Annotated in this window: 16 protein-coding genes; 7 read left to right on the top strand and 9 right to left on the bottom strand. The window is 68.6% G+C overall.

Annotated elements, in window-relative coordinates:
- Positions 1-202: 202 nt before the first annotated feature.
- On the top strand, positions 203-469 hold the full coding sequence (locus QHF83_RS11300) for a hypothetical protein (protein ID WP_282417797.1): 267 nt from the start codon (positions 203-205) through the stop codon (positions 467-469).
- 108 nt (positions 470-577) lie between these two features.
- Complete coding sequence (locus QHF83_RS11295) at positions 578-4003, top strand: serine/threonine-protein kinase (protein WP_282417796.1); 3426 nt, start codon at positions 578-580, stop codon at positions 4001-4003.
- A 6-nt stretch (positions 4004-4009) separates the two neighbouring features.
- On the opposite strand, the gene QHF83_RS11290 is transcribed toward QHF83_RS11295, so the two are convergent.
- From QHF83_RS11290 to QHF83_RS11255, 8 genes are all read right to left on the bottom strand, one after another.
- Positions 4010-6577 carry a cytochrome P450 gene (locus tag QHF83_RS11290; RefSeq protein ID WP_282417795.1) on the bottom strand — a complete coding sequence of 856 codons (2568 nt, stop codon included), beginning with the start codon at positions 6575-6577 and terminating at the stop codon, positions 4010-4012.
- Entirely contained in the window at positions 6574-7296 is a 723-nt protein-coding gene (locus QHF83_RS11285; protein WP_282417794.1) for a hypothetical protein, read from the bottom strand. The genes QHF83_RS11290 and QHF83_RS11285 overlap by 4 nt, the downstream gene beginning before the upstream one ends.
- Before the next feature lie 39 nt (positions 7297-7335).
- Complete coding sequence (locus QHF83_RS11280; protein WP_282417793.1) at positions 7336-9291, bottom strand: patatin-like phospholipase family protein; 1956 nt, start codon at positions 9289-9291, stop codon at positions 7336-7338.
- Between the two features lie 175 nt (positions 9292-9466).
- On the bottom strand, positions 9467-9769 hold the full coding sequence (locus QHF83_RS11275) for a hypothetical protein (RefSeq protein WP_282417792.1): 303 nt from the start codon (positions 9767-9769) through the stop codon (positions 9467-9469).
- Complete coding sequence (locus QHF83_RS11270) at positions 9766-11046, bottom strand: ATP-grasp domain-containing protein (protein ID WP_282417791.1); 1281 nt, start codon at positions 11044-11046, stop codon at positions 9766-9768. The genes QHF83_RS11275 and QHF83_RS11270 overlap by 4 nt, the downstream gene beginning before the upstream one ends.
- A complete protein-coding gene (locus QHF83_RS11265) occupies positions 11033-11980 on the bottom strand; it encodes an alpha/beta hydrolase (protein ID WP_282417790.1) in 948 nt (315 codons plus the stop codon). The genes QHF83_RS11270 and QHF83_RS11265 overlap by 14 nt, the downstream gene beginning before the upstream one ends.
- Complete coding sequence (locus tag QHF83_RS11260) at positions 11981-12436, bottom strand: hypothetical protein (protein ID WP_282417789.1); 456 nt, start codon at positions 12434-12436, stop codon at positions 11981-11983. It lies immediately after the preceding gene.
- A 1-nt stretch (position 12437) separates the two neighbouring features.
- A complete protein-coding gene (locus QHF83_RS11255) occupies positions 12438-13718 on the bottom strand; it encodes an ATP-grasp domain-containing protein (RefSeq protein WP_282417788.1) in 1281 nt (426 codons plus the stop codon).
- Positions 13719-14046: 328 nt separating this feature from the next.
- Here QHF83_RS11255 and QHF83_RS11250 point away from each other — a divergent pair, with 328 nt between their 5' ends.
- The 5 genes from QHF83_RS11250 to QHF83_RS11230 all read left to right on the top strand — a co-directional run bounded on the left by QHF83_RS11250 (position 14047) and on the right by QHF83_RS11230 (position 19624).
- Entirely contained in the window at positions 14047-15180 is a 1134-nt protein-coding gene (locus QHF83_RS11250; protein WP_282417787.1) for a 50S ribosomal protein L11 methyltransferase, read from the top strand.
- 29 nt (positions 15181-15209) lie between these two features.
- The gene (locus tag QHF83_RS11245) at positions 15210-16652 is read left to right on the top strand and encodes an iron-containing redox enzyme family protein (protein ID WP_282417786.1); all 1443 of its coding nucleotides are present in this window, start codon (positions 15210-15212) and stop codon (positions 16650-16652) included.
- On the top strand, positions 16640-16969 hold the full coding sequence (locus QHF83_RS11240) for a Rieske 2Fe-2S domain-containing protein (protein ID WP_282417785.1): 330 nt from the start codon (positions 16640-16642) through the stop codon (positions 16967-16969). The genes QHF83_RS11245 and QHF83_RS11240 overlap by 13 nt, the downstream gene beginning before the upstream one ends.
- Positions 16970-17168: 199 nt before the next feature.
- A complete protein-coding gene (locus QHF83_RS11235) occupies positions 17169-17657 on the top strand; it encodes a hypothetical protein (protein WP_282417784.1) in 489 nt (162 codons plus the stop codon).
- Positions 17658-17836: 179 nt separating this feature from the next.
- Positions 17837-19624, top strand: coding sequence for a hypothetical protein (locus tag QHF83_RS11230; RefSeq protein WP_282417783.1), 1788 nt, complete (start codon positions 17837-17839; stop codon positions 19622-19624).
- Between the two features lie 20 nt (positions 19625-19644).
- Here QHF83_RS11230 and QHF83_RS11225 read toward each other — a convergent pair whose 3' ends face one another.
- Positions 19645-22608, bottom strand: a complete 2964-nt coding sequence (locus QHF83_RS11225) for a hypothetical protein (protein WP_282417782.1) — start codon at positions 22606-22608, stop codon at positions 19645-19647.
- Positions 22609-22637: the final 29 nt, after the last annotated feature.

Genomic DNA, 22637 nt, shown 5'->3' with positions numbered 1-22637 from the left:
TCCTGTTGCTCCCGCCCGGGGTCGTCGTCCCTTATGCCGCCACGACCCTCGACGGCGCCCTGTCCGGCGAACGCCAGATCGACCTCGGGCTCGGCGTCCTTGGGGCGCCGCGGACGAGCTGCAAATCGAAGCGCCCCTCGGGCCCATTCACCTCGGTCCCGCGCAGGGCCAGGGCGCGCATCGCCCCGAGCCGAGCCTCGGATTGTCCATCCCGATTCGCGCTCACCTGCCGCTGTCGAGGCACGTCGAGGTGCGCCTCGACAGCGGGCTCGAGGTGAAAAAGCTCGGCGAAGCGCCGGCCGCCGTTCCGCTCGGCATTGCATTGCGCTACAAGGCCAGCCGGTCGCTCGGGGGCTGGTTCGTCTTGCCGCATATCAGCGGGCCGCAGCTCTACACGCCGCAGACCGGGCGTGTGGATACCGGCACGTTCAGCGTGGGCGTCATCTTGGGAATTCCCTTGCGACGCTGAACACCGAGCGGCTGCTCGCACCGCTCGCTCCTCGGGTGCCCGGATGCGTTACGTGTGCTCGGACCGGCGCGGGTTATACCACCTAGGAGCGCGGACTATACTGCAGGCATGTCCAGAGGGCGGGACGAGCCCGCGACGTTCGGCCCCTACTGTGTCCGAGGCATCCTCGGGCGCGGGGGAATGGGGATCGTCTACTGGGGCGAGCACCGGGACACGGGGCAAGAGGTCGCCATCAAGACCGTCCAGGCCGCCTTTGGGCAGGAGATCGCCAGCATTCGACGCGAAATCCACGCCCTCGGCCGCCTCCGGCATCCGAGCATCGTCCAAATCCTCGCCCAGGGCGTGGACGACGGGCGGCCGTGGTATGCCATGGAGCTACTCCGCGGACGCACCTTGCGCGCGTTCATCGAGACGCGGCGCCCCGGCGAGCCTCTCTCGCCCGAGGAGCTCACGACGCTCTGCCGCATCATGCGCCGCCTCTGCGAGGCGCTGTCGTGCCTGCACGGCGCCGAGTTCGTCCACCGCGACCTCAAGCCGGAGAACATTTTTCTCCGGGACGACGGCGAGCCCGTTCTCGTGGATTTCGGGATCGCCGCGAGGTTTTGCGGGACGAGCGGGCGCGACGCGCTCGAAATGGGCGTGGTGACGGGCAGCCCACCTTACATGTCGCCCGAGCAGATCCGCGGCGATCTGGTGGACGCGCGAAGTGACCTTTATGCGCTCGGCTGCATCCTCTACGAATGCATCACGGGTCGGCCACCCTTCGAGGGGCACACGCCCCGCGACGTGATCGCGAAGCACCTCAGCGAGGCGCCCACGCCGCCGTCGGCGAGCGTGCCCGGCATTCCCGCGGTGCTCGATCGCCTGGTCCTCGATCTGCTCGCCAAACGACCGCAGGATCGAATGGGTTATGCCGAGGACGTGGCGGCCGCGCTCGCCGCCTTCGCGCCGGCCGAGGCCACGCAGCGGTGCTGGGCGGAGCCTTATCTCTATCGACCGAGCTTCATCGGCCGGCACGACGTCGTCTGGAAGCTGCAACGGCACCTCGGCGCCGCGCGGAGCGGAGAGGGGAAGTGCGTGTTCATCGGCGGCGAGAGCGGCATCGGCAAGACACGCCTCGTCGCCCAGCTCGCCGGCCTCGCGCTGCGGGCGGGTTTTTCGGTGGTGACCGGCGAATGCGTCGCATTCGGCGCGCACGGGGCCGGCGCCGCGCCGCTCCATCCGTTTCGTCCGCTCTTGCTCGCCATCGCCGACCATTGCCGTCGTGTAGGTCCCGAGGAGGCGGCGCGCATTCTCGGTGATCGCGCGGCCATGCTCGCCGCGTACGAGCCTGCCCTCGCCATGCTCGCGTCGGAGGCGACGGCGGACGAGCCCCTTTCCGCGCTGCCCTCGGCGACAGCCCGGCAGCGGGTCGTCGCGGGCTTGACCGAGACGCTGCTCGCATTCGCCGAGACCGAGCCGCTGCTTCTGGCGATCGACGATCTCCAATGGGCGGACGAGCTCTCTCTGCGACTCCTTCGGGATCTCGTGTTCCGGCCGCTCGCGGGCCAGCGCATGCTCGTGGTGGGGACGTACCGCACGGACGAGGTGAGCGACGCGCTCGCGGGCCTGCTCGCCGCACCTCGAGCGAGTCGAGTCGAGCTCGGCGCCCTCGATCCAGCGAGCACGCGGCAGGTCGCGCGCGACATGCTCGCATTGCCGGACTTGCCCCGGGCGTTCCTCGATTTCGTGGTCGACGCCTCCGACGGAAACCCGTTTTTCCTGGCCGAATATTTACGCACGGCTCTGTCCGATGGGCTCTTGTACCGGGACGCGGGCGGTGTCTTCCGTGTCGCCGCGAAGGGCCAGGATCCGAGCGCGGTGCGTGCCGCGCTCGGTTTGCCGCGCTCGCTCGCGGGCCTCATCGAGCGGCACCTCGCCGGCCTCGACGCGCCGAGCCGCTGGCTCGTCCATCTCTCGGCGACGCTCGGACGCGAGGTGGACGAGGAGGTCCTGCGCCGCGCCGCGGATCTGCCCGAGTCGACGTTGATGGATGCTCTCGGCAGCCTGCGGCGCGCGTACGTGCTCGAGGACGGAGGCGGGGGCCGGCTCCGGTTCCTGCACGAAAAGCTCCGCGAGCGCGCTTATGCCGAGATCCCCGAGGACGAGCGGAAGGATGCGCATGCGCGCGTGGGGCGAGCGCTGGAGGAGGTTTTTCAAGGCGAGCAGCGAAGGGAGCATGTCGAGGCGCTCGCGTATCATCATCGGCAGAGTGGCCAGTTCGAGAAAGCGGCGCAGTATGCCGTGGAGGCCGCGGCGAAGGCAGCGCGCGCGTACGCGCTCGACGATGCGCGGCGACGTTACGGCGACGCGCTCGCCCTGATGGAAAAACTCCCCCAGACGGAGGACGTCGCGAGGGAGCGCGTGAACGTCACGGTGCGGTGGGCCGAGGCGTGCCTGTACGAGCCATCGCAGCGGCAGATCGAGGTGCTCGCGGAGGCCCGGGAGATCGCGGCTCGGATCGGGGATGCGAGCGGAGTCGTGCGTTGCGATTACTGGGCAGGCTGGATCGCTTATGCGCTCGGCGATCACGCGGGGGCCATCCGGATCTCGGAGCGCGCGCTCGACGAGGCGCGCGCGCTCGGCGACCACAAGCTGCATTACCAGCTCGTGCTGAACCTGGGCCAGAATCACGCCGCGGCAGGGGCATACGACGAGGCCCTCGCGTACATCCACCAGGGCATGTCGATGAAGGAGCAATCCCCCTGGGGCGGCCGGACCGCGGGGTGCGCATACGCCTACGGATACCTGGGCATGATCCACGGCGATCGCGGTGAATTCGCGGAGGCGCACGCGCACCTCGATACCGCGCTCGCCATTGCGGCCGAGCTCGGGCGCCGCTCGCTCGAGAGCTCGGTGCTCGTGCAGCGCGCGATGGTCGAAGCGTGGCAGGGCGCGTTCGAGGCGTGCTCGGCGACGGCGGAACGCGCGCAGCAGCTCGCCGCGGTCCTGGGCGCACCTTACGTCGCGACCATGAGCAAGACCGCCGAGGGGCTTTCGCTGTTCTCGCTCGGCAAGAGAGAGGAGGGGCTCGCGCTCCTGCGGGAGGCTGTGCAATGGATCGAGGCCACGGGGACGCGGCTCAGCGTCTCGTGGAGCTACGGCGCGCTCGCCGAAGCGCTCGCGCTCGCGGGACGGACCGAGGAAGCGGCGGCCTATGCGCGCGCCGCGCTCGCGCGGGCAGAAGCGGGAGATCGGATTGGTCTTTCGACGGCGCACCGGGCGCTCGCGCTCACGGCGCGCGGGGACGCGGCGCGCGTGCACGTCGATGCGGCCATCGAGACGGCGCGCCAGAAGAAATCCCCGCGCGAGGAGGCGCTCGCCCACCTCTGCGCGTCCAGGGTTTTTCGGGACGAAGGGGCGCCCGCCGCGGCGCGCGAGGAAGCGGCCGCGGCGCTCGCCGCGTTCGAGGCCATGGGAATGGCCGGCTTCGTGGTCGAGGCGCGCGCGCTCCTCGCTCCGGTCGCTCTCTCGGGGAGCACGTGCGCCGCATAGAGGTGGTCAGAGCCCCGATACGAGCAGCGGGGCTGCGATCTCGGCCATCAGCGGACCTGCCAGAAATCGACCGATGCAGGCGTGTGAGCCGTAGCCGAAGAGCAGAGAGTGTTCGTCCGGGCGACCCGGCTGGAACACGTCGGGGTCTTCGAGCGCCTCCTCGTCGGCCATCGCCGAGGCGAGCGAGAGGATGACCCGGCTGCCCTTCGCAATGCGGGTCGCGCGGGGTGTGCCCGCAGCGAGCTCGTAATCGGTGAGGGCGGTCCTGTAGAGCAGCGACGGATAGGGGTCGAACCGAGCGGCTTCGAGCAGGATGTCCGTCAGCCGGTCCATGTCCTGTTTCCTCGCGGCCTCGCGCGCCTTCTCGCAGGCCTCGGGCGCGCCTCGGAGGTGCGTGAGGGCATGCAGGAGGGTCATCGCGGTCGGGACCATCATCCCGGAGACGAGCCCGCCCAGGATTTGACGGATGGTCACGCGATCGAGCCCGTGCGTGGTGGAGAGCATGAGGAGCCGGCCGAGCACGTCGTCACCCGCGGGTTTTCCACTCGCGATCGAGAGCTCCCGCGCGCGCAGGAGTTCTTCGAGGTAATGCTGGTATGCGATTCCGGCCGCAGCGCCGGAGGCTGCGCGCTCGCCGCTCGGCAGCGGGAAAAAGATGTAGGCCGACGCCACGCTCAGCCAGAGGAAAAGGTCCTCGTCGGAAGGTCCGGGCACGCCGAAGTATTCACCCGCGACACGCACCACCGAGGCGATGACGACCTGCGGAAGAACGTCCGGCGCGCCGCTGCCGCGTTTCTTCAGGAGATCGAGGACGACGGGCGTGACGAAGCGGGCACGCTCGAGGAGCCTCGGCAGGTCCCGAGGCCGGACGACGAGGCGCGCGAGGGATGCCTCGCGCTTGTGGCGCTCGCCGTCGAAGCCCAGGAAAAACGGGCCCACGGTGGCCGCCATGCGAGCACCGTATTCCTGGGCCGAGAAGACCTCGGGTTTGGCGAGGACCTCCTGCACGTCCCGGAAGCGCGACACGAGCACGCCGTGCGGGGTCTCGAAGATGGGCTGCTCCTGGCGCAACGCGCGCCAGTTCTCCGCGGTGTCGCAGAAGGGCCTCTGCGCGGTCACGGGGTCCAGGAGGCAGGCTTCGACGCAGTCCTTCTTGTCCTCGTCGTTTTGCGCGAGCGCGTACTTCTGCAGGAACTTTTCGATTGCATCAGGCTTAGGTTTCTCCGCGTCCGCGATGTACCGGATCGCTTCGATGCCGGGCACGAAGAAATACGCGCCTCCGCGCACCCGGACGAAGCTCGGTAGCCCGCAAAGGGTGTGGACCGAGGCGAGCTCACCGTTCGGGCCGGCCGCGGGAATGGTGAACGTCCCCTGCGGGAAGGGAGAGCCTGCGACGGGGTCGTGGACGGTGCTGGGCTCGCCGCTGACGTTTCCGTTGTTCAGCCATTGCTGCACGATCTCGAACTGGAGCGAGAGCGAGGCGCAGTAGGCGATGAACATGAGCCCGCGATCCACGTGGTCCTCGTCCTGGCCCTCCAGAAGCGGCGGGCCATACGCCATCCCGCGCCGGATGAGCCGGTGCGTGCGGACGGCGGTGCGCCTCGCAATGGGCATGGCGTCACGCGGGTTCACGCGACGGATGTGGGCGCCGAACGGGCAGCGGAGGCCCTGCGAATCCTGCTCCTGGTAGCCGAAATCGTCGCGCCGCTCGACGGGCATGTCGGGTTCGTCCTTGTCGGGGGCGAGCACGAGCGGGACGCCGCTCCGCCACCGGCCCATGAGCTTCGCGGCGACGAGCTCTTCGTCCATTCCGAGAATGGCCGCGTTTTTCGCGACGAAACGGCGAAATCCGGGGACGTCCTGGCGTAACTTGCGCAAGGCGATGTACGTGCCATTGCGGCGCAGCGCCTTCGGGCTCGGCCGAGCAGCGACGGCACCGAAATCATCGGGGTGATCGAGCAGGAACGCGCCGGGCTCGAGCGCGCGCTCCGGTGGTGCGTCCGTCCCGTCGCCGACGATGCTTGGATTGCTGCCGCCGTCGGCGAACCCGAAATGCTCCCGCCCACCCTCGAGCCCCGCCGCCGTTTGCACGTGGAGGACTCGCACCCGCGCGTTCTCGGCCTGGGCGCGCAGTTCGTCGGCGCGCGCGTCCGCCTCGGCATCGCTGCGCGCATAGACGATCGCCATCGCGTGCAAGGCCGGCGCGCCGCGGGGCAGGAGATCCCAGCGCTCGGGCGCGTCCTCGCCGACGTCGCCGAGGAACGCCGCGCGCCGCGCCATTCCCTCGCGAAATTCCTCCGGGAAGCTTTCGAGCTCCTCGGCGGAGAGCCCGAGCGCCCCGAGCCCCTCGAACGTGAACGCGAGGTTCAGCGTGGTCGGCGGCCCCGGCGGCCTGGTGCGGGCCGTCGTGACCTCCGGGATCTTCGTGGCGATGAAGTGGCGCCCGGCATCGGCGTCCTCGAAATGGAGGAACAGGAAGCGCGCGTGGCGCATGTGGAATGTCTTGGCATAGGAGAGCAGGAGGTGGCCCTGCACGTCCTCGAACTCGATCATGGAGTCTTTCCTCGTTTTCATGAATTCTCCCCCTGCAATGTCGCCATGACTTCCTCGAAATGACGCTCGATGGGCTCGATCTCGGCCGGCGCGAAGAGCCTCTGGTCCTTGAGGCCCTGGATGTCCGCGCGAACGCTGCTCGCGATGGACCGGAGGAAGCGGCTCTCCGCTGCCTCGTCCACGCCGGAGAGCCGCGCGATCCCACGCTCGAGCTCGGCGAACAACGAGACGAGGTCGCCGCCGCAGCGGGCCTTGCGCCGGAATTCCTCGAATTGCACGTGGAGCGCCTTCCACCACCGGATGTCGATGACGGTCACGCCCGGGTTCGCCGCGTAAAACCGGTCCGCCTGCACCATGTGGCGCTTCACCCACGCGACGAACGGCTCGAACTGCGCGGCTCCGGGGTATCCATCGCAATGCATCCAGACGAGATCGAGGCCCCAGGCCATGCGGACCGAGAAGTCTTTCAGGTACGGCTCGAGCTCGCCCACGAACATCGAGACGAAGAGGAGCCGCCGGCCGCCGTCGAGGATGGACCACTGGGCGAAATGCACGGCGTCGATGAGGTCGAGCACGCTCGGCCCCGTGTCCTTGCCATCCGAGGACCCGGCGAGGACCACCCGGAGGCGATCGACGTACCGGAGCGCGGGGAGCGAGGGCACGAATCCCTGCAGGATCGGCGTGACGAGCACGAGCGATTGCACACGCGTCGCCGGAGCGATGGTTTCCAATTCACGCATGATGTCTCCTTGATCGTACGGGCAGATCGTCGTGAAAACTCATACCTCGGGCGTGAACCGCAGCTTCCCCGCCGGACTGAGCTTGCGCTCGGCGAAAAAGAACTCGTCGGTCGGGTGGCGCTTTCGCCACGTCTCCTGGAGCTCGGACCACCGGGCCATCAGATCGACGAGCGCGTCCATCCGCGCCTCGGCCTGGTGGAACCATTCGTCCTCGGCTGGGCTCACGGAGCCGTACCATGGTTTGTCGCTGCGATAGGCTTCTTGCTCCTGTTCGAGGAGATCGTGGAGCTCCTGCCTCAGGCCGTTCGTGGTGAAACTCTTGCAGAGGCGCCCCAGCTCGACCTCCATGCGGGACATCAGGAGCACCGTGCGTACCCATCGATGCTGCGGGAAATCGAATCGTTCGAGAAAGAGCCGCGCCGCGGTGTCGCCTTTCGCGACGAGCCTGTCGATGGTCTCGACGTTCATGTCCAGGTTGAGCCCTCCCTCGTGTTTTTCGAGGTAGACCTGGGCGACTCGCTCGCGGTAGCCAGGCAGCGCGGCCTGGCTATCGTCCCGAAAGCTCTGCGCCAGCTCGAAGACCGCCCATAAAAAATCCTTCATGTCGGCGATCTCGCGGAACGTGGGGCTCGACGTGTGTCCGTCGCGCGGCTCGGGCAAGGAGACGTCGTTCCCGCTCGCGTGGTGGCTCTCCTTCGCGCGAGGCGCCTTCTCCCGCAGGTTGATTCCGAAGGTCGGAAAGCGGGGGAACCAGCTGTCGAAGAAGTGGATCGGGAAATTGATCCCGATGCCGCCGTCGCTGAACCAGTGGCGCCGGAGCGCCCCCGATTCGTCGACGGTATACAGCGGCACCGCGCAGAGCAGCACGGGAAAACTGAGGCTCATCCGCATCGCCACGAGGACGGGCATGTTCTCGTCCATCGAAAAGACGTGGTAGCCCGGCGGGAGCGCGGCGCTCTCGTGCGGGGGCGCGACGTTCACCAGGAAACGGACCACGCTCTCGGGGAAGAGGCGCCGCATCTCGTTTTCGTCGAAGACGAACGAGCGGTCTTTTTTGATCGTGCCGTCGAGCTCTTCCTCGGGCATTCCGCGCGGCTGCCGGACGTTGAGGTCGGAGGTGACCACCTTGAAACGAATGCCCCTCGCATGAAGCATTCCCACGGTGAGGGGGCGATCGACGGGCAGGCCGGCCATCTCCTGGAGGCCCTCGTGCATCCATTCGGTGAGGGGGCCCTGATCATGGCGCGAGCCGTCGTCGATCGAGCCCGTGCACAAGCCGAACAGGCTCTTGCCCTCGTCGTCGTGGACGTGCCGGAGGCACGCGAAGAGCGTCCCCACGATTCCGCCGAGATAGGCTCCGGAGACGAGGAGGCCCCCGCAGAGGGACAAACCGAGGAGCAGGGGGAGCCACGAGAGCTCGCTCGCGAGCGCCATTGTAAAGAGCGCCGCGGTCGGGACCACGATCGCGAGGGAGACGAGGGCGCCCATGCGAGCGCCGCACCGCCGACCCCGCGTGTAGCCTTCACCGGGGCAGGCCGCGCAAATGGAATCGATGCCCGACTTGCGCACCTCGGTGAACAGGCGCCGAGCGGGGTGGGGCGAGCGTCTTTCCTCGCCGTTCTGCGGCTGCCTCTCACGCAGCCGCTTCGCGAGGAGGAGCATTTCGAAGATGGGGCGAGCCTGCGGTGTCGGCTGGAAGAGGCCCATCAAAAAGCCCTCCCGGTCGAGGTCCTCTTGCATGCGCTCGAACCGAGCGAAGCCACCTCCGTCGGCTCGGCCATACTCGGCCGCAGCGGCGGCCGCGGCCGCGATGGCGCCGGCCGAGGCGCCGCCAATGCAACGAAAACGGCGCTCCTTGGCAAGGCGGAGGACCGCCGAGGGATACACCACGCCGCTGGTGACGCCGCCCTTCATCACGAGGTCACACCGGGCGCGATCGTCGTCCGGGACGCGCCGATAGACCTCGTTGGGATCGCCGCTCGTTCGATAATTCATACCTTTACCCCCCGTGCCTCACGCCGAAGTGCAACCGTGAGGCCAGGCGCGCCGCCGAGCGTCCCGGCGGCCGCAGCTCACTTACGATTCGCAGGAGAAACGCGGTTTGGCGCCGATCCGTCATGCTACGGTTCGGCCGTTCTTCGGGGGAGGGATGGGGCAGGTCCTTGCGTGATCAGGCAAGGCGGAGAGCCGACGTGCGGGCCCAGAAATCCCGCAGGATCCGAAGCACCTCGTCGGGCTCCTCGACGTGCCCGAACGAGCCGCTGCGCTCGAGCACGCGAAATTCGGCCGAGGGCGCAAACGCCAGCGCCTGGGCGAGCAGTCCGGCGGGGCCGAGGCCGGCCAGCAAGACCACGGTCTCGCCTTTGCCGGCCTGCTCCACCCACAAGCGATGCCCGCCGACGTCGTGGAGACGCCCTGCGGGGTGAACGAACGCCCGAGGCTCCGCGGCCGCGGCGGCCTTTTCCGTGCTCATGGTGGCGCTCCTCCTCGTGAATCGTCGAGCTGAAGCTGCCGCTCCCTGTCGCGGATCTTGTGGTAATCGGATAGCACCTGCGAGCGGTCCGCGTGCGCGAGGACCACGAAGCCGAGGTCCAGGCTGCCGAAGAGATCCCTCGTGGGCTGCAATCGATCGCCGTTCCGGAAGCGGATCACCGAGAAATGGTGGCTCGGGAGCGCCTCGACATCGGCGAAGACCTCCGCATTCCGCACGATACCCGGCGCCCGGACGATCAGGAACACCACGAGGACATGCGATTGCAGGCCGAAGCCTTCGCGGACGTACCCGAGCCGAGCGAAATATCGCACGGTCCGGTCCACCTGGCTGTCGCCGGTCGCGACGCGGCAAAACCTCGGCTGGCCGCCGCCGTGCGGGCGCGCGCCGACCTCGATGAGCCGAGGCCCCTCGCGGGTGAGCATCAGCTCCACGTGCGCCGCGCCGAACCGGATCCCGACCGCGTCGAGCACGCCACGCGTGTAGCCGATCAAGCGCTCGATCCCCGGAGTTTTGGGGGATAACCATTCCATGCGCTCGTACACCGCCATGTGCGGGCCGTTGTCCACCTTGTGGTAGCGGCACACGTCGGTGACGGTGTGTTTGCCCTCGTAGGTGAACGTGTCCACCACGTATTCGGTGCCGATCACGTGTTCCTGCACGACGAGCCGATCATTGACGATGCCGAGGCGGTTCGGACGGCCGAGCATCGAATGAAACACCTCCCGCCAACCTTCGCCGCGGGGGACGCGGGTCACGCCGTCCGTGCTGGCGCTCTTCGGCGGCTTGATCACGAGGTCCCGGCCGGCGAGGTGCGAGCGGCAGAGCCATGCCTCGACCTCGTCGGCGTCGCTCGTGCAGAGCTGGCGGATGATGGGCAAGCCGGCCCGGGCCACGGCCGCAGCCATGTCGCCTTTGTGCCGGCGCGCGCTCGCCTTCTCGGGGTCGTTGGCGACGTCCGGGACGACCCGCGGGGCGAGCGCGTCCGCGAGCTCCACGCCCGATTCGCAGCCCGGCAGCACGCACCGGGGGCGCAAGGCCCGCAGGCGCGCGACCAAGGGCTCGAGGTCGTCGGTCGCGGTGAGGATCGTCTCGAAATGCTCCGGTCTGTAGGAGGCAGCGTAAACGGCCGGCGGCGAGGGGCTGGAGACGACCGCCACGACCGGAACGCCGGCCGCCGCGAACGCGGGCGCGAAGAGGGCGCCCGAGGAATAGGGGTCGACGATCACGGCCGGCCCATTCGGGTTACTTCGCCACATGGTCTTCCTCCACGCAAGCGAGCCGGGCCGCACGGCTGCAGTATCTGGCCCACGCGTCCTCGACCTGCGGACAGAGCCCGCGCGCGCGGACGGCGGAATGCACGAGGCCGGGCTCGATGACGAGGTCGACGGCAATGCGGTGCGCGCGAAGGTGGCGTGCGTAGGCTTCCGCGTCCACACGCAAGGAGTCGAGCTCCGCGCCCATCAGGTACGCAGGCGGCAGGCCGTCGAAGGCCCCGCGAAGGAGCGGGGACACGTACGGGTGCGCGACCTGTCCGGGATCGGGCGCGTAGCAGGCCGTGTAGTATTCCATTTCGCCGCCCGTGAGCAGCGGGGCGTCGGCGCCGCCGCGGCGCCAGCGGGTGAAGTCGAGGACCGGGCTGATGAGCGCCTGGCCGCAGAGCCTGGGGCCGCCGCGGTCGCGGGCCATCATGGCCACGGCGACGGCCATGTTCGCGCCGGAGCTGTCGCCGGCAATGACGATCCGGTCGGGATCGATGCCGAGCCGCGCGGCCTCGACGACGATGCCGCAAAGGGCGCCGTAGCAGTCCTCGAGGGCCGCCGGGAAGGGGTGCTCGGGTGCCATGCGAAAGTCGGGTGCAATGGTGACGAGCCTCGAGCGGCTGGCGAGCTCGGCGACGACGGTGTTGTGCGTCTCCAGCGAGCCGACGACGAACCCGCCGCCGCGAATGTAGACGAGCAGGCCGCGGCCCACCGGGGAGCGCGGTCGATACACGCGCATCGACAGGCGCCGCCGCCCATGGGCGACCACGTCGTCGGTGATGGTCACGTCCGGCGGCACCTCGTACGGGAATTCGCGGGTGAGCCCGAGATAGAGAGCGCGCTGCTCCACGAGGGGGCGCGTGTAGAAATCGGGCGGCATGGCCCGATTGCATCGGTCGATGAAGGTGTGGAGGCCATCGGCGAGAGGCATTCAATCCTCCTCGGGGGCGCTCGGAGCGCCGGTGGGGGTCGAAGGGCAGGGGGAGAGGACGCGGCCGCGCGCGGCGGCCCAGCGCTGGACCAGGCCATCGCGAATGCCGAGCGTTGGTGACACCGATTCGGAGAAAAACAGGCGCGCATTTCCGATCTTAAAATCGCGGGGGTCGGGGCACAACGCGAGCAGGTACGACGTATATGAGACCTGGAAGAAAAGCGTCGCCGTGCCGGCGAGGGCGACCAGGACGAGGAGCAGCGGGAACGAGAGCGCGCCGAGGACGGCGAGCGCCGCGACCGTCAAGAAGATCACGGCTTGTGAGGCATCACAGATGATCATCGTGAAGCGCCGCGGCAGCCGGTCGACGACGGCACCCGCCGGCAAACCGAACAGCAAAAAGGGGACGAAGAGGACAAAGGGCAACAACGCGGCCCCCTTGGCCTGCGTATTCATGCTATTGCCCGCCTCCCACGGCTTTCGGGGATTCCCCCGGGCGCAGCTTGATCACGCGCGCGGCCACGTCGGCGCCGATGGCGCATTCTGCAGCGTTTTTTCCTGTCGTGACGACGTACGCGTAGCGGCTCGTGACGTGCCCGGCCGGCGGCAATTCGAGGCGCTGCCCGGGCGTCGCGAGGGCGGCTGCGACGTCCACGGAGGCCGGCAGGGCGGCCTTATCCATCTCCACCGCGCCCACGATCGTGTCCTCTGCCGGATAGAAAAAATGCACGGACGCGACCCGCAGCCGGCTCGGCGTGGCGCGCGGCGAGCGGCCACAAGCCACGTCCACGGCGACCTGCCCCGCGTCGATGCCGGAGGCGACCCAGCCGATGTAAGGAATGAGGTCGCCGCCCAGCCGGGCGTTGATTCCGATCACCTTGGGACCGGCGTCGGTCAGGCGGAGCCCGGTATGCGTGATCCCGGTCCGGAAGCCGACCGCCCGGTGCGCCGCGTCGAGCACGCCGAGCAAGGCCGGGTCGAGGAGCAGCGGATCGGCCGCGTCCACGACGTGCCCGATTTTCTCGAAATGCGGAGGGAAGCCGAGGATCTTGCGCGCGACGAAGAGCGGGATCGGCCGGCCGTTCACCCACGCGGCGTCCACGCTGATCTCCGGCCCTTCGAGGTACTCCTCGACGAGCACGCTCGCATCGTAATGAGGTACGCCGTCCTCCGTCGACGTCCGGGCGTGGTGATACGCCGCGGCGAGCTCGTCGGGGCTCTCGACGCGGCTCACGCCGATGCTCGCGCCGAGCGCGCGCGGCTTGACCACGACCGGGTACCCGATCTGCCAGGCCGTCGCGGCCGCCTCCTCGACGGAGGAGACAAGCTTGGAAATCGCTTGCGGCACGCCAGCCGCGGCCAATGCGCGGCGGGTCTGGTGTTTGTCGCGGCACCGGGCGACCGCGACCGGGTCGGTGCCCGGCACGCCGAGCGCCTCGGCGACGCGGGCCGCGTGCACCATGCGGATCTCGTCCCAGCAAATGACGCCGTCGATCGGGATGCGCGCCGCGACCTCGCGGACGGCGGTGATCATGGCCTCCGCGTCGAGCGTGTCGACGATCTTGGAATCCGTGATGTACGACCGTTCCCAGGAAGGCTCCCGGTCGAGGAAGAGAATCACCCGCGCGGCCTGCGAGATCATTCGCAGGAGATATTCGCGGTAAACGTGATACCCGCTGCTCACGAGGAGGACGGTGGGACGGCCACTCGGGTCGGCATTCGGATGGACCTTCGGCATCGTGGTCTCCTTGTTTTCTCGTTGGGCTCGGGCCCCTCGGCGCCCGCTCACTCAAGCGTCGTGCCACCGAGCCACGATCCCCGTCCGGGCCACGATCCGGGGCGTTTGTCGCTTCCTTGTCGACCGGACGAACCCCGCTTGCTTGCATGGTCGAGCAAAACCCTGCAAGACAACGCAAGAGTCAGCAATGCTCGGGCTCGGCAGGCGCGCGGAGGTCGCCGGAGCGGGCAACAGCGGCGCTGGCGGCCTGAAAGACGCGAATCGTGTCTGGCACGCGGAATGCTGTGAGGGGGGCTTGCAGCACACCGCCCAAAGGAGGACACATCTCGTGAAGTTGTATGAGGGAATGAGCGGAAAGGACCGTTCACCCGCATCCGATACGGGTCCGCAATCGAACCGGGAGCAGCGGCGAGCCCCCCGCGCGAAGCTACGCGTGGTGGTCGATCGAGCGCGCGCGAGCGCCCTCGTCGAGGAGGGCCGTCACCTCGCCGCGAGCTTCCAACTGGAGCGGGCCCTCGAACGATTCGAGGAGGCCTCGACGCTCGACGCCGACAACGAGGCCATCGTTCTGACGATGAATGGGCTCCAGCGCAAGCTCGTTCCACGCTGTCATTTCGCGATGCTGAACGATCACGAGCGAAACCAGGCCTTCGAGCGCGCGCTCGAGATCGCCATCGGAGGCTCGCCGTGCACGGTGCTCGACGTGGGTTCCGGGACGGGGCTGCTCGCCATGATGGCGGCCCGCGCGGGGGCCGGGGCCGTGTTCACCTGCGAATCGGTCGTGGCGATCGCGCGATTGGCACGGCGGATCATCGCGGAGAACAAGCTCGACCATCACATCTCGGTCATCCCCAAGGTGTCGACGGACCTCGTCGTCGGCCGGGACATGCCCCGGCGGGCCGATTTGCTGGTGACCGAGACCGTCGATTGTGGTTTGCTCGGCGAAGGGATCTTGCCCATCGTCCGCCACGCGCGGGAAAAACTCCTGCGACCGGAGGCGAAGATCATCCCGGGGCGGGCGAAGGTCTGCTTCCAGCTCCTCGAGAGCGACGCCGTCCATCGCAACAACTTCGCCTTCGAGGCAGGCGGCTTCGACGTGAGCCTGTTCAATCAGGTCTCGACGAAGACGTATTTTCCGGTGCGCCTGCGCGCGCACCCGCATGCCTTCCTGAGCCCGGCCGCGGAGGCCTTCGAATTCGACTTCGAGCGAGGCCCCCTGGATCCGCGGACATGCACCGTATCCGTCACGACGAAGCAGCGGGGCCGCGTCCACGGCATCGCGTTCTGGTTCGAGCTCGATCTCGGCCGCGGGGTCGTGCTGACGAACGCACCGACGAACCACCAGAGCCACTGGATGCAGGCCGTCCAGTGCTTCGAGACGCCGATCGACGTCGAGCGCAACCAGGTCGTGACCGTCACGTGCAAGCACGACGACACGAGCATCCGGTTCTCGATCGCTTGACTCACCGACCGATCCTCCATGGAATGACGATGCAGCACAAGAAACGCCCCCGCTCGGATGAACGCCCCAAAATCCCGGCCGTCGACGATTACGATTTCTTCGCGCGGTGCCTCGAGGAGTTCGGCGAGAGCAACCTCTTCGCCGACATCGAAACCTGGCTCGTCGAGGACAACCCGTACCGCCGCCCGCTGCGGCCGCACGTGTTCAAGTACCTCGATTTCGGCAAGCCGCTCGCCCGCGAGGAGCTGCTCACCTACACCAGCCTGACCGCGTGTCGCACGTTGCTCACCATTTACGAGAGCGACTTCATCCTGCTCCCGCGCCGCGACCTCGCGTCGAAGCGCGCCGATCTGGATGAATTCTACGGGCGGCGCGCGCAGGTCCTCGGCGCCATCGTGCGCCCGTGGCTGGAGTCGTACCTGTTCGGCTTCCTCGACGACGCGATCTCGATCTCCGGCCGCTGGACCCTCTCCTCCATGAGGGAGTATTTCGAGAGCTTCGTCGCCGAGGAGCGGCGACGGAGCGATTGCTCGATGGCCACCGCCATCCTCACCTCGGACAACCCGCAGCATGCGGCCCGGACGTGCCTCGTCCAGCTCGCGGGCGATTTCCTCCTCGAATCGTCGGCGATGGGGCGGAACGTGGGCGGCAGCTACGGGCCGCTCCAGTCGGAGATGTTCAAGATCCTCATCGACGAGCTCGGCTACGGCGTACATCGGACCCGGCACAGCTCGCTCTACGAGGCCACCATGGAGAGCGTCGGCCTCGCCTCGATGCCGCACACGTACTGGCAGTTTTACCTGACATCATCGCTCCTCCTGAACAACTACTACAATTACGTGTGCCGCAACCACGGCCGTTTTTTCCGGTACATCGGAGCGCTCTTCCAGGCCGAGACCGGCTTCATCGAGATGTGCCGCCGCATGGCCGACACGCTGCGCAAGGTCTTCGGCCCGGGCGTCGATGTCCGTTACTTCCAGGAGCACGCCCATATCGATCAACACCACAGCCGGATGGTCTTCGACAAGATGATCCTGCCGGCCGTGGAGATGTTCGGGGAGGGCATCATCCCGGACATCGTGCGCGGATTCGAGGAGGGCAAGTTCCTCACCGGGATCGCGAATCAGGATTTCCTCGATCAGGTCGTCTGGTCGGACGGCAGCGCTCACTGGAAATTGCTGGCCCCGGCGATCCACCGGAACATCGAGCAGAGCCGGGAGAAGCCGAAGGTGCAGCGGTTCATCGAGCCACGCGGCGAGCTCTCGGTGACCCACGTGCACGACGGCGACGAGCTCTGCTTCATCCAGTCCGGCATCATGCGATTCGTGACGGGCCACGAGCGGTCCGTGCTGCTGCACGCGGGGGAGGGGACGGTGATCCGTCGCAATCGGCTGCACGGCGCGATCATCGAGTCCGAGGAGTGCACCTACGACATCCATTCCATCGGAGATTACGAGCAATGGCTGTCGTGACGTTCGATCCGGGCCACGCCCGCTTCGTGAAGGCGGGGAGCCGGAGCTTTTTCCTGAGCACGACCGATGGGCGCGTCTTTCATCTGCTGCGAACGACGTGCCCGCATCGCGGCGGTCCGCTGCACCTCGGGCAGCTCGACGCGAGCCGCGGCGTCATTCGTTGCCCGTGGCACGACAACGACATTCCGCTCCGTTGCCTGGAGCGCGACGCCGCGCCGCTCGTCATGCGACCCGGCAGCGCGACCGCCGTCCTGCCGGACCCGGGCGGAGAGCCCATCACCGTCGACGGCCGCCTGATCCTGGCGACGCAGCGTTGACCCGATCACCCGGATGGTGTAGGGTTTTCGCGTTCAGGTGGCGCCATGAAGGTCTTCCGGTAGCAACGCGGTCCTCTCGCCGGGCGGGTCTCCCCGCCGCCCGCGTTGCTCTTGCCGGCGCGCTTCGTCGCCGTTTGTCCCGCGCTCACATTGCGCGAGCGAGCCGGCCTGCGTTCGACCTTCGACCACCGAGGACCTCATGGCGCCCTGTCTTCCGCTTGCCATCAAGCTCACCCGCCGCGCCGTCGCGCGGCGTGACATCTTCTGCGAGCTCGTCCAGAAAATCACGAAACCTTCCCAGGCCGAGGCGGCCTTCGCGTTTCATGCATTCGCTTTCAAGGCGGACGAGCATGCATTCGCCCGCGAACTTCTCTCCCGCCGTACCGAGCTCTGGCTCTTCCGCGCGAACCAACGCGCCTTTTGTGGCGATTTCCTGGCCGTCGACATGTCGAGCCCGCGGCGGGCCGAGCGGCGGGCATACGTGATCGAGCTGAAGCGGGGGATGCCGATGCGGATCGGCGGTGGGGCGGTGGGGCTCCAGCTTCAAAATGCAACGGTCGCCGTGCGAGCGCTCGCGCGGGAGCGTGGCTTGCTCGGGGACGAGGCCCCGTGCGTCACCGTGTCGGGGGACGGGGCGGAGATCATCGGGATGTTCACGTCCGCGCGTTCGACGACGGAATACGCGTAAGGCGCCCCTCCAAAACAGCAGCGTGGACATCGTGCTCGCGGCCGGGGTCATGAGCGTGTATGAGACCGCGCTCTGCTGGAGAGTTCATGGCAAAATCGACGAATTGGGCCGTTCTGCCCCGTGTATCGGATCTGTCTCCGCCGCTTTCCGGTCGGCCGGCGGCGATCGACGAGACTGTCGTGGTCGCGCCTCGCGGCCTCTACGTCGCGGTCTTCGACGCCCTCCCGCCCGAAGCCGAGAACGAGCGCGACGACAAGGACGCCCTCCGGGTCCGTGTCTTCTCGCATGATGGGCGCACTTTCACCGAGGTCCTCGACCACAGCCCGGCGCGCATCGGTTATCGCTTCGGGGACGCGCGGCTCGGGAAGGCGGCGGTGTCGGATGCCGGCGTCGTCGCCTTCGCCGTGGGGAGCACGATCCACGTCGTCCGACCCGGCGGAAGCGCGTCGAAGATCGAGGCCCCCGGCGCGTGGCCCTTCTTCGATCCCATCACGCCCGAGCGGCTGCGCCTCCTCGTGTACCGCGACGGCGGTGAGGTGATCGAGACGCACGACACGAGCACGAACACCCTCGTCGACACGCTCCGCATTGGCAACAGCGGAGGTGTCCCGCCCCAGGTCGATCCGGCGACCGGCGATGTCCTGCTCTACGACGGCTGGTACGCGCGCGAGGGCGGTGCCTTCACCCCGATCGATGGCGGCCAGAGCCCCGGCCATGTGCTCCGCGTCGGACGTGGCACGCTCCACCTCGGTCATGACGTCGAGCAACCCGGCGCCACGCAACGCCGCGGCCGCGACGGCACAGAGATCCCGGTGCCCGAGGCGTTTCAGGCCTGGCGACGCGCGGACGCACGGCGCGCGCGTAACCCGATGCTCGCGAGCGTCGACGGCCGCTTCATCCTCGGTCGCTATGTCGGCAAGGACACGCTCTTCGACGCGGAGCGCCTCGAGCCGGAGGAGCTGCCCGTGGTGCCGCCCCAGCATACGCTGCGCGGCCCCGGGGTCTGGGCGCTCCTCGACGAGCACGTGGCGATCGCGTCGCGCTTCGGCCTCTTCCTCGTCGACCCGCGCACGGGGCGCCCGATCGGCGACGGACCCGTGGCGTTGCTCGGCCTCGCGCTCGCCGGCGAGCGTGTCGTCACGCTTCATGAAGACGGTGTCCGCGTCGACGGCGGCGCGCCCATCCCGGTCACGCCGGCCGTCGAGCCCGTCCTCGATGGGCTCCGGATCTCGCCCGGAGGCCGCTGGGCGGCGGTGCGCTGCGGCCATGCCGGCTTCCCGGTGGTGATCCTCGACCTCGCCGAAGGCCGCGAAGTGCGGCGGATCGAGCCCGCCGCCTCCGTCGCGTGGATCGACGGGGATCGGCTCGCCGTCCACGGCTCCACCGGTCTGCGCGTGCTCGACGTGACGACCGGCGTGCTCACGGCGCTCGGTGACCTCCCGGGCTCCGCTTGCCTCGGCAGCGACGGCGCGGGCCGCTTCTTCGTCGGCACCGACACGACGCTCGTCGAGCGCGACGCAAGCGGCGCGGTTTTGCGCACGCTCCCGGTCCCGAAGAAGCTCAAGGGCTACACGTGGCCCTCGGAGCTCGTCGTCCACGGGAGCGAGGTCTACGCGCTCGCGAGGTGCCGCATCTTCCGCTGGGATGCGGCCGGCAACTGCGAGCGGCTCAACGCGCTCGAGAACGGCATCGGGGGCGCGAAGACCGATCCGAAGTTCTCCGACGGCCCCTTGCGCAGCGTGGCCGTGAGCCACGACGGCCGCTGGATCGCCGCGACCGCGAAGACGAAGAGCCACGCGCTCGGCGTCGTCCTCTGCGATCGCGACGGCACCATCGCCGGATGGACCGGCCCGATCTTCGGCCGCCGGAGCGTCCACGGCGAGCGCGCCTTCTGCGCCTTCCGCGGCAGGACGCTCGTGGTCGGCACCGAGCACGGCGACGTCGGCGTCTACGCCCTGCCGACCTGAGAGGCCGCGCTCTCCGCAGGTCACGCGATTTTTTTCCAGGAAATGCCGTGGAGCGAGGTGATGTCGTCGTTGATGCGCGACGACAAGTCGTCGTACACGCGCGTCATGAGGACGCCGTTCGGCTCGCAGAGCGCCCGCAGCCGGTGCACGACGCGCCGTGGCTGCGTCGTGTAGTCGGGCGGCAGCGGGCCCAAGCCGCCGTACCGCGTGGCAATCGCGACCAGGCGAATCCCGAGCGGCCGGCAGAGCGCTTGCTCGATGGCCTCGACGATCGCGAAGCGCAACCACGGCATCTGCCTTCGCAAATAGAGGCCGTTCAGCAGGACCGCGGGCCCATCGTCGCAGAGCCCGAAGCTGCCAAACACGAAACCCTGCGCCTCCGCGACGCCCGCGCGGGGCGCGCGCACGACCTGAAAGCAGAAGGAGAGCGGGTCCTTCCAGAGCGCGAGCACCATGCGCTGGGTGCCCGAATCGTGCCCGTACGCATACATGGAGCTCGTGCTGTTGAAGCAGCACGGCACGCAGTCGGCGAAGCGCAAGAACGCCGCGAAATCGCGCCGTTTGTCGAGGTACCGCAGCGCGAGGGTGCCGTTCGATCCCAGGGGCAGCGGTCGCATCAACGCGGGCACGGGCGGCGCGCCTTGGACGAGCGCCTGCACGGCGTGGTCGGCGCCGGGCAAGTGTCGGCGCAGGCGCGCGATCGGGCCGACGGCGACCGGGCCGACGTCCTTCTGCAAGCGCTCCACGATACGCTGCCAATCGCGTTCACTCCACGCGGCTGCGTTGTGCCCCGGCGACACGGGGCACAACGCGGAGAGCAGCCGCAGCCGATCTGGGTCCTCGGCGAGCCCACGCACGAATTCCTCGGGATCATGCTGGAACAGTGCTTCGCGACGTTCGAGGATCTGGCGCACGCGCTCCTCGCCGGCCTCCGGCAGATCGGGCGTATCCACGATCGCCAGCACCTCCGGGCCGGGAGGCGTGCCGACATCGCGCGTAAAGGTCCGGACGAAGTCGGCGAGCCACGAGGAGACACGATCGCCGAGGCGCAACATGAGGCGCGTGAACACACACCGGTGCGCGTTCGCGGTGCCGGGCGGGAACAGATCCTGCTTCTCGATCTGCTCCGCGGCCCAGCCTGCCTGTCGATCGCGGGCGAAGACGTCGTAACGCTCGACGAAAACCTCCGTCGCGCGCTCTGGCGAGAGCACGGCGAGCGCTTGGAACAGGCCTTTTCTGATCTCCCAGTGCCCGATGTGTTTCGCCGAAAGCGCGTGCGCGCGTTGCAGGATCGTCGCGGCTTGCTCTCCGCCGAGGTTCTGGAGGCAACGAATCCGCGATATCGTGGCGACACGCGTTTCCTCGCCATGTACGAGATCCACGTCGAGCACGCGGCGCAGGTGGGCGCGGGCCGCGTCGAGCAGCGCCACGCGGCGCCGCTTGCGCATGCTCGTGATCGAGATCCCCTCGTCGTAGTGGGCGCGCGCGGCGCCGAGGGCGTCGCGGAAACGTGGATCACGACGGCAGCGATCCCAGCTCGACGCCGGGCCGAGCGCGCCGAACGCGAAGGCCGCCTCGGGCGTGACGGGCCCGTCGCCGTCGAGCTCGGCGAGCGTGCCCTGCAGCGTGGAGGCGCTCGCGAGGAGCTTCAGGCAGTGCTCCATGATCCACGCCGCGTCCGGGACGAGAACGTCATTGCCCGGGTTGATTCGATGGAACAACGCGCGGCGCAGCGAAGCATCCTCGAAGGCACGACGCGACAGCAGGCCGTCGTGGTCGTCTCCACCGCGTGCACGAACGAGCGCGTGCCGGAGCAGCCATGCCTCGCGAGCGAGCAGCGTCTCCATCGGCTCGGGCTCGCCGGGGAGCCGCGGATCGTGCAGCGCCGCGCGCCGCGGCGGGACGAGCAGCGTCATCGGCAAGGCAAGCACGCGCTTCTCGGCTCGCCGCACGAGCCCTGCGTCGAGATCGAGGCGCGCGAGCAAGAGCTGGATCGCGGGTGCGAGCGCGGGATCCTCCACGCGCTGGATCCACCGCCTTGCGGCGAGCCGCTCGCCCCGATCGGCGAGAGACCCCGCGATGGCAAGCTCGGCGCGACCTCGCAGATAGCGCCCCGGCGCGTACACGAGCAGCGCCTCGGCGTGGTCCAGGCGCTCCGCGTGGAGCGCAGCCCCGACCGCGCCGAGCCAGCCATGATTCCACGCGCTTCGATGCCGCACGGCGCGCAGAAGCGCGATGACTCCCGCGGGCCCACGCTCCGGATACCGCGCAATCGCAAGGAGCGCGCGCGCCTCCTGTCCTGCGCTGCCGTCGATGCGCGGCAGCATTTCCTCGGCGAGGGACAACGCGTCCCCGCCCATCACGAAGAGCTCGCGCACGAGCGGCAACGACGGCGTATACACGCGCGCCTCCTCCAGCGAATCGAGATTTCCCACGAACGAACACGCGCGCTCGCGCCCCGGGTGATGCTCGATCCCGTCCTCGATCCGCGCGAGGGCGCGCTCGCGCAGCCATCCCTTCGGCAAAGCCCTCGCGCGCTCGAGGGCCTCGCGACGCCGGCCGCTCGAAAGCTCGACGCTGAAACGATGGATCCGCGCGAATTCGACGCTGCCGAAGAGCCCTTCCGCGCGCTCGGCGATCCGCGTGAGGGCCCGCGAGGTCGGCATTTCCTCCGCCGCGAGCCGCTCCTCCAGATACGTCACGAGCAACGCTCCCGCCGGGCCGGCCTCACAATCCTCGCGTAGCCCCACGAGCGTGCGCAGCGACGCGAGGATCTCGCCGGAGAGCTCACCCTCGCGCGCGACGGACCCGAGATATCGCCGCTCCAGCGCACGCGCAGCAGCGGCGAGGTGAATCAACGCGCCGGCACGCACGGCGGGCCGGCGGAGGACTGCGGAAATGGCGACCATTCGACGAACAAAAACAATCACGCGCGCCATCGAGCCCGTTGCAAACGGGTTCGATGCGCCATAGGCGGAGTCCATGCGCTCCTCCATCGGGCGGACGCGGACGA

Origin of the sequence: Polyangium sp. 15x6, from assembly GCF_029960785.1 — a bacterium.
In the GTDB taxonomy this organism is placed as follows: Bacteria; Myxococcota_A; Polyangia; order Polyangiales; family Polyangiaceae; genus Polyangium.
This window is presented reverse-complemented; position numbering and strand designations above follow the sequence as displayed.